Raw genomic sequence first — 6,401 nt, forward strand, 5'->3', positions numbered from 1 at the left:
CAACCCAGCACTGTGCTGAACTGAACTGAGGTGGACCAACCGCGTCAGGACGCGAGAACCTCGTCGAGCAGAGCCTCGGCCTTGTCCTCGTTGGTGTTCTCCGCGAGGGCGAGCTCGCTCACCAGAATCTGGCGGGCCTTGGCGAGCATGCGCTTCTCACCGGCGGAGAGTCCACGCTCGCGCTCTCGACGCCACAGGTCACGCACGACTTCCGCGACCTTGATGACATCGCCGGAGGCGAGCTTCTCCAGATTTGCCTTGTAACGACGCGACCAGTTCGTGGGCTCCTCGGCGTACGGCGCGCGCAGCACCTCGAAGACCCGGTCCAGCCCGTCCTGACCGACCACATCACGCACGCCGACGAACTCCGCATTGTCCGCTGGCACACGTACCGTCAGGTCACCCTGGGCGACCTTCAGCACCAAGTAGGTCTTGTCCACGCCTTTGATCTGGCGAGTTTCGATGGCCTCGATCAGCGCGGCCCCGTGATGGGGATAGACCACGGTGTCGCCAACCTTGAACGTCATGTGACAGGTACCCCTTCCGTGGCTATCCAGGGTAACACGGAAACTGCGGGTTCTGAATGGCGTTTTCGCAGGTCAGGGCATATCTCGGGGCTTGACAACTCCAACACGAACGTGCTTCGCGGGCTGAGCGGAAGAAGGTATTCGCAGGTCGGAGCGGCTCTGCGGGCGAGGTGAAACGTGCACGTTACGCGCATCCAGAGGCACCTCCGAGTGGCTGAATGTACACATATGTCCGGTTCCAAGTGTGCGACTTCCGCTACTCCGTTCGGCGCCCCGAGACGGATCCCGGACGAATCCGGAATTGATCACAGGCAGGTCGGCGGCACACTAGGTGATCAATTTCGGGAAGGTCGCGCATTCCTTCACGGAAATTTTGCGCCGGGATGTGCGAGACGGCTTATGTGAATGGCTGACGAGCCTCGTCAATGTGACTCCTGGGTCACCTGGGGGTGAAGGGACGGGGGGTGGAAGAGGTACTTCGGCGGCACTTGGGCGCTGAGGGGAGGGTCGGGTGCGGTCGCGCGGGAACGGCTCGGTAACCTAAGGCCGCTGACAGACACTTAGGGCGGCTTTACGCGCCCGCCCCGTTCGAGTCAAGGAGTTGCCGCCGCCGTGAGCAGCAGCCTTCGACGCGGCGCCCTCGCCGCGGCCGCCATCGCGTTCTCCATCACGTCGCTCGGTGCGTGCGCCGCCGGCAACAACAGTCAGACACTGGAGATCAAGCCGGACAACGCGGCCACCACGGTCGGCGACATCAAGATCCAGAACGCCGTCGTCATCACCCAGCCCGACCTGGAGTCGACCGGCCCGGCCGCCATCGCCGCGACCCTGTTCAACTCCGGCAGCACCGCGCAGACCCTGGACTCGATCAAGGTCGACGGCACCGCCAAGAGCGCCGCGCTCAAGCCCGCCAAGGGCGGCAGCCTGACCATCCCGGCCGGCGGCTCGCTGATCATCGGCGGCAAGGACAACGCCTCCGCCACGCTGCCCAGCAGCCGTGAGGCCATCCAGGACGGCAACGCGCAGAAGATCACCTTCACCTTCAGCAAGACCGGTGACGTGAGCCTGCGCGCCTTCGTCGTGCCCGCCGAGCACTACTTCGAGAGCTGGGGTCCGAGCCAGGTCCCGGCGGCGCCCGACGCGTCGCCCTCCCCGAGCGGTTCGCCGACCGGCACCCCGGCCGGCGGCACCGAGGCCACCCCGGGCGGCACGGCCTCCGCCGGCGAGACGCCGGGCGCCGGTACCGAGGCCGGTGCCGGCGCGGGCGCGGCCACCCCGTCCGACGGCGCGTCGCACTCGGCGGCCGGTCACTGAACGGTCGTACGGCGCCCCCGCAGCCGTAGAAAAGGGCGGGGCCCCGGAAGATCCGGGGCCCCGCCCTTTGTCGTACGACCTACGACCGCGGTTTACGGCTCGAACTTGTACCCCAGACCACGCACCGTCACCAGATACCTGGGCGCGCCCGGGTCCGGCTCGATCTTGGCGCGCAGGCGCTTGACGTGGACGTCCAGGGTCTTGGTGTCACCGACGTAGTCGGCGCCCCAGACTCGGTCGATGAGCTGCATGCGGGTGAGGACGCGGCCGGCGTTGCGCAGGAGCATCTCCAGGAGGTCGAACTCCTTCAGGGGGAGGTCGACCTTGGAGCCGGAGACCGTGACGACGTGGCGGTCCACGTCCATACGGACCGGGCCGGCCTCCAGGGCGGCCGGGGTCACCTCCTCCGGCTCGCCGCGGCGGCGCAGGACGGCCCGGATACGGGCGACCAGCTCGCGCGAGGAGAACGGCTTGGTGACGTAGTCATCGGCTCCTATTTCCAGGCCGACCACCTTGTCGATCTCGCTGTCCTTGGCGGTGACCATGATCACCGGGACGTTGGAGCGGCCGCGCAGTTGACGGCAGACCTCGGTGCCCGGCAGGCCGGGCAGCATCAGGTCGAGGAGGACGAGGTCGGCGCCGTTGCGCTCGAACTCGTCGAGTCCGTCGGGCCCGGTGGTCGCGACGGCGACCTCGAAGCCCTCTTTGCGGAGCATGTACGACAGGGCGTCGGAGAAGGACTCCTCGTCCTCGACGACGAGCACACGGGTCACGGAAGGACCTCCGGGGCGGAAAGCGTTTCGTACGCGGTTGAGTCAGGGGGTGAGTCGGGGGATCTGCGGGGATGCGATCCGGCGGTCTGTCCGGCCTCGTCGTCGAGGTCGGGGTGCTGCTGTGCGCGGTCTCGGGCCGCACCGGCCTCCGGCAGCCGCAGGGTGAAGGTGGAGCCCTGTCCCTCGGAGCTCCACACCGTGACCTCCCCGCCGTGCGAGGCGGCCACGTGCTTGACGATCGCGAGACCGAGGCCGGTGCCACCGGTGGCACGGGAACGGGCCGGGTCGACGCGGTAGAAGCGCTCGAAGATGCGCTCCTTGTCCTTGTCCGAGATGCCGATGCCCTGGTCGGTCACGGCGATCTCGATGAGGTCTCCGCCCGGGGCGCTGATCCGGCGGGCGGCGATGCCGACGCGGGTGCGGGCGGGCGAGTAGTTGACGGCGTTCTCGACGAGGTTGCCGAGCGCGGCGGCCAGCTGGCCGCGGTTGCCCCAGATGCTGAGGGCCTCGCCGGCCTCGCCCGCCCGTCGCCCGCCACCGCTCTGATCGGGCCCTTCGGGCGTCCACACATTCGAGGCCATGGTGATCTGCTTCGTGCCGGCGGCGTGCCGGCAGCGGTCCATGGCCTCGGCGACGAGCTCGTCGACGCGGACGGGCTCGGCGTCCTCCAGCGGGTCGTCGTTCTGCACCCGGGAGAGGTCGATGAGCTCCTGCACCAGGCTGGTCAGCCGGGTCGCCTCGATCTGCATCCGTCCGGCGAACCGCTCCACGGCCTCCGGATCGTCGGAGGCGTCCATGACGGCCTCGGAGAGGAGGGAGAGCGCGCCGACCGGCGTCTTCAGCTCATGGCTCACGTTGGCGACGAAGTCACGCCGCACCGCCTCTATGCGCCGGGCCTCGGTGAGGTCCTCGACGAGGAGGAGGACGAGGCGGGAGCCCAGGGGCGCGACGCGCGCGGACACGGCGAGGGCATCGCCGCGTCCGGTACCGCGCCGGGGCAGGTCCAGCTCGACCTGCCGTATCTCCCCGTCCCGTCTGGTGTCCCGGGCCATCTGGAGCATGGGTTCGACGGAGAGCTTGCCACCGCGCACCAGACCGAGAGCGTACGCCGCCGAGCTGGCCTTGACGACGGCGTCCCCCTCGTCGAGGACGACGGCGGAGGAGCGCAGCACCGACAGGACCGTGTCCACGCCGGGCGGCAGGACCGGGTCGGTGTGCAGGGAGGTTCGGGTGGGCCGCTTCAGGTCGCGTTCGCTCCAGCGGAACGCCAGCATGGCGATGACGCCGGTAAGCACCCCGGCGATCGCTGCCGCTGCGGCGACCGCCGCGTTCACGTCCATGCACCCAGGTTAGGCATGACGCAGGCAGTGGCCACAGCCGTCGGAGTGCGAGCTCGAACACTCGTCGCCCAGAGTTCACCTTGGAGCCAGTGGTGGTTCATTTGGGGTGGCGGAAACGGACGCGTAGAGCCCGAATAGTGGACCCGTGGGGTTCGCACAGGCGGTTTAGCGTGGGATCACACTGGCGGTTTCATGACAGTCCTACTGCCGTTTTCAAGACGGTCTTACTGTCGGAGGTACGGACGGTAAGACTTCCGGTTCGATGGCAAGACTGTCGGTTCGAGGACTCCGACGACTTCGACAACTCAGACGACAGTCTCCTGACCCCGGAACCCCCGAGGCAGACGTAAGAGAGGGACCCTGATGCGGGACGCGTACCACGAGGAACTGGACTCGATCGGCGACGGTCTGGTGGAGATGGCCCGGCTGGTCGGGTCGGCGATCGGGCGCGCCACCGCGGCGATCCTCGACTCCGACCTCAAGCTGGCCGAAAGCGTGATCGAGGCCGACCAGAAGGTCGACGACCTCCAGCACGACCTGGAGGCCCGCGCCATAGCCCTGCTGGCGCGCCAGCAGCCGGTGGCGACGGACCTCCGTATCGTCGTCACGTCGCTGCGCATGTCGGCGGACCTGGAGCGCTCGGGCGACCTGGCCCAGCACGTGGCCAAGCTCACGCGGCTGCGCTACCCGGAGCGGGCGATCCCGCAGGACCTGCACGCCACCATCCTGGAGATGGGGCAGCTGGCGCAGCGCCTGATGGCGAAGGCGGCCGAGGTCATCGTCACCAAGGACGTCGACCTCGCGCTCCAGCTGGAGCAGGACGACGACGCGATGGACCTCCTCCACCGCACCCTCTTCCAGCACCTGATGGACGAGCGCTGGAAGCACGGCATCGAGACGGCGGTCGACGTGACGCTGCTCGGCCGTTACTACGAGCGGTACGCCGACCATGCGGTGTCCGTGGCCAAGCGTGTGGTGTACCTGGTGACGGGTGAGCACGCGGATGAGCTGCAGACGGACATCCAGCCGGAGATCCAGTCGGCGGCGGGGGTGGACGGGGCGTAAGGCGGGGCCGTGGGCAGGTCCGCGGGTGGGCCCGTAGGGCCCGTGGGCGGGCTTGCGGGGTGCTGTTCGGGGCGTGCGCAAGCCTCTGTGCGCCGTTGATGCGCCCAGCGGGCCGGGCATGGAATGGGCACAGGCACCAGCCTTGAGGAGGATCCATGGCCGAATCCCCCAGCACCCGCAACCCCCGAAGCGCCCGCGGCACTCTCGGCACGACACCCGACCCCACCCAGGAACGCCCGTCCGAGCAGCCCGCCGACGTCAGGAGCCTCCCGCTCTTCGGCGCCTGCGGCTGCGGCTCGGGGTGCGGGTGCGGGTGCCAGTCGGGGAATCCTTGCCAGTGCGGGTGAGGACGTAGGACTCGTACGGCGGTGAGGGCCCCGGTGCGGTGGATGCGCCGGGGCCCTTTGCTGTGCTCGGTCTGTTCCCGGTTTCAGCGTGCGCCTCGTGCTCGTTGCTGGTTGCTCGTTGCTCGTCCTGACGTACGGGCGCAGCATGGAAGGGAGAGCAGATGCGAGCGCACTCCTGGAAACGGAAGGAGGTGCGAGGCATGGCTCAGTTCATGGACGTACACCACGACATGAAGGGCATCACGGCCGACCAACTCAGGGAGGCCCACAACGCGGACCTCGCTATAGAGGGCGACGAGCGCGTGCACTTCCAGCGGGCGTGGGCCGATCCCGAGTCCGGCCTCGTCTACTGCCTCTCCGAGGCACCCTCGGCCGAAGCGGTTCAGCGCATCCACGAACGCGCCGGCCACAAGGCCGACGAGATCCACGCGGTTCCGCTGTCGGTCTGAGAGTCAGGGCGAGGGCGTAGAGGAGGAGACGGCCCCCGGTCCACGGCCCCCGGTCCACGGACGACGTGGCCGGGGGCCGGCGTGTGACCACGGAGGGCTCCGCCCCGGGGGTGGCCCCGGCCCTCGACAGGCGATCTACGGGAAACGGACTTACGGTCGAGCGGTGGGCGCTGCACCGGTCGAGGTGCCCCATGCCCCACGGTGCCGACGCCGTCGACTTCCCCACGTCGACTGTCCGCACGTCGACTTCCCTCACGACCTCATAGGAGACGCCCTGCCATGGCCACAGCATCTGAAACCCCGGTACTGGACACTCTCGCCGCCATGACGGTCGACTCGGTCGAGCGGTGCGGGCTGGTCCCGGAAACCTTCATGCTCACCCGTATCGCGGCCCTCGCCGCTTCGGACGCCCCGCCGATCTCCTACGTCGCCCACATCGACCCTGCCATCCAGGCCGGGCTGACTGCCGAGCAGGTGCAGGATGTTCTGGTTGCCATCGCGCCTGTGGTGGGTACGGCACGTGTCATGACGGCGGCCGGGAACATCGCCAAGGCCCTCGGCATGACGATCGCGGTGGCGGAGGCGG

The 6,401-nt window shown here is 68.7% G+C and carries 8 protein-coding genes; 5 read left to right on the forward strand and 3 right to left on the reverse strand.

The window, feature by feature from the left end:
• Positions 1–44: 44 nt before the first annotated feature.
• Positions 45–527 (reverse strand): CarD family transcriptional regulator, encoded by a 483-nt coding sequence (locus ADK36_RS28125; RefSeq protein ID WP_003953493.1) that lies wholly within the window; start codon positions 525–527, stop codon positions 45–47.
• A gap of 612 nt (positions 528–1,139) precedes the next feature.
• Here ADK36_RS28125 and ADK36_RS28130 point away from each other — a divergent pair.
• Positions 1,140–1,841, forward strand: coding sequence for a hypothetical protein (locus ADK36_RS28130; RefSeq protein WP_053199510.1), 702 nt, complete (start codon positions 1,140–1,142; stop codon positions 1,839–1,841).
• A 92-nt stretch (positions 1,842–1,933) separates the two neighbouring features.
• Here the strand turns inward: ADK36_RS28130 and ADK36_RS28135 are convergent, their stop codons facing one another.
• Positions 1,934–2,614, reverse strand: a complete 681-nt coding sequence (locus ADK36_RS28135; protein WP_015659563.1) for a response regulator transcription factor — start codon at positions 2,612–2,614, stop codon at positions 1,934–1,936.
• A complete protein-coding gene (locus tag ADK36_RS28140) occupies positions 2,611–3,954 on the reverse strand; it encodes a sensor histidine kinase (RefSeq protein WP_053199512.1) in 1,344 nt (447 codons plus the stop codon). The genes ADK36_RS28135 and ADK36_RS28140 overlap by 4 nt, the downstream gene beginning before the upstream one ends.
• Before the next feature lie 363 nt (positions 3,955–4,317).
• Between ADK36_RS28140 and phoU the strand changes: the two genes are divergently transcribed.
• From phoU to ADK36_RS28155, 4 genes are all read left to right on the forward strand, one after another.
• Positions 4,318–5,019 carry a phosphate signaling complex protein PhoU gene (gene phoU, locus ADK36_RS28145; RefSeq protein ID WP_048585776.1) on the forward strand — a complete coding sequence of 234 codons (702 nt, stop codon included), beginning with the start codon at positions 4,318–4,320 and terminating at the stop codon, positions 5,017–5,019.
• Between the two features lie 155 nt (positions 5,020–5,174).
• Positions 5,175–5,366, forward strand: a complete 192-nt coding sequence (locus ADK36_RS51580; RefSeq protein WP_078916620.1) for a hypothetical protein — start codon at positions 5,175–5,177, stop codon at positions 5,364–5,366.
• A gap of 200 nt (positions 5,367–5,566) precedes the next feature.
• Positions 5,567–5,815 (forward strand): SCO4226 family nickel-binding protein, encoded by a 249-nt coding sequence (locus ADK36_RS28150; protein ID WP_048585775.1) that lies wholly within the window; start codon positions 5,567–5,569, stop codon positions 5,813–5,815.
• Between the two features lie 279 nt (positions 5,816–6,094).
• The coding region (locus tag ADK36_RS28155) for a carboxymuconolactone decarboxylase family protein (RefSeq protein ID WP_053199518.1) at positions 6,095–6,401 on the forward strand (307 nt) is incomplete at its 3' end.

Origin of the sequence: Streptomyces viridochromogenes, assembly GCF_001270495.1 — a bacterium.
GTDB classification, from domain to species: Bacteria; Actinomycetota; Actinomycetes; order Streptomycetales; family Streptomycetaceae; genus Streptomyces; species Streptomyces viridochromogenes_A.

Bases quoted from the DNA above. Each gene is read 5' to 3' on its own strand.
- ADK36_RS28140 (WP_053199512.1), bottom strand. From the start codon at position 3,954: ATGGACGTGAACGCGGCGGTCGCCGCAGCGGCAGCGATCGCCGGGGTG.
- ADK36_RS28150 (WP_048585775.1), top strand. From the start codon at position 5,567: ATGGCTCAGTTCATGGACGTACACCACGACATGAAGGGCATCACGGCC.
- ADK36_RS51580 (WP_078916620.1), top strand. From the start codon at position 5,175: ATGGCCGAATCCCCCAGCACCCGCAACCCCCGAAGCGCCCGCGGCACT.
- ADK36_RS28125 (WP_003953493.1), bottom strand. From the start codon at position 527: ATGACGTTCAAGGTTGGCGACACCGTGGTCTATCCCCATCACGGGGCC.
- phoU (WP_048585776.1), top strand. From the start codon at position 4,318: ATGCGGGACGCGTACCACGAGGAACTGGACTCGATCGGCGACGGTCTG.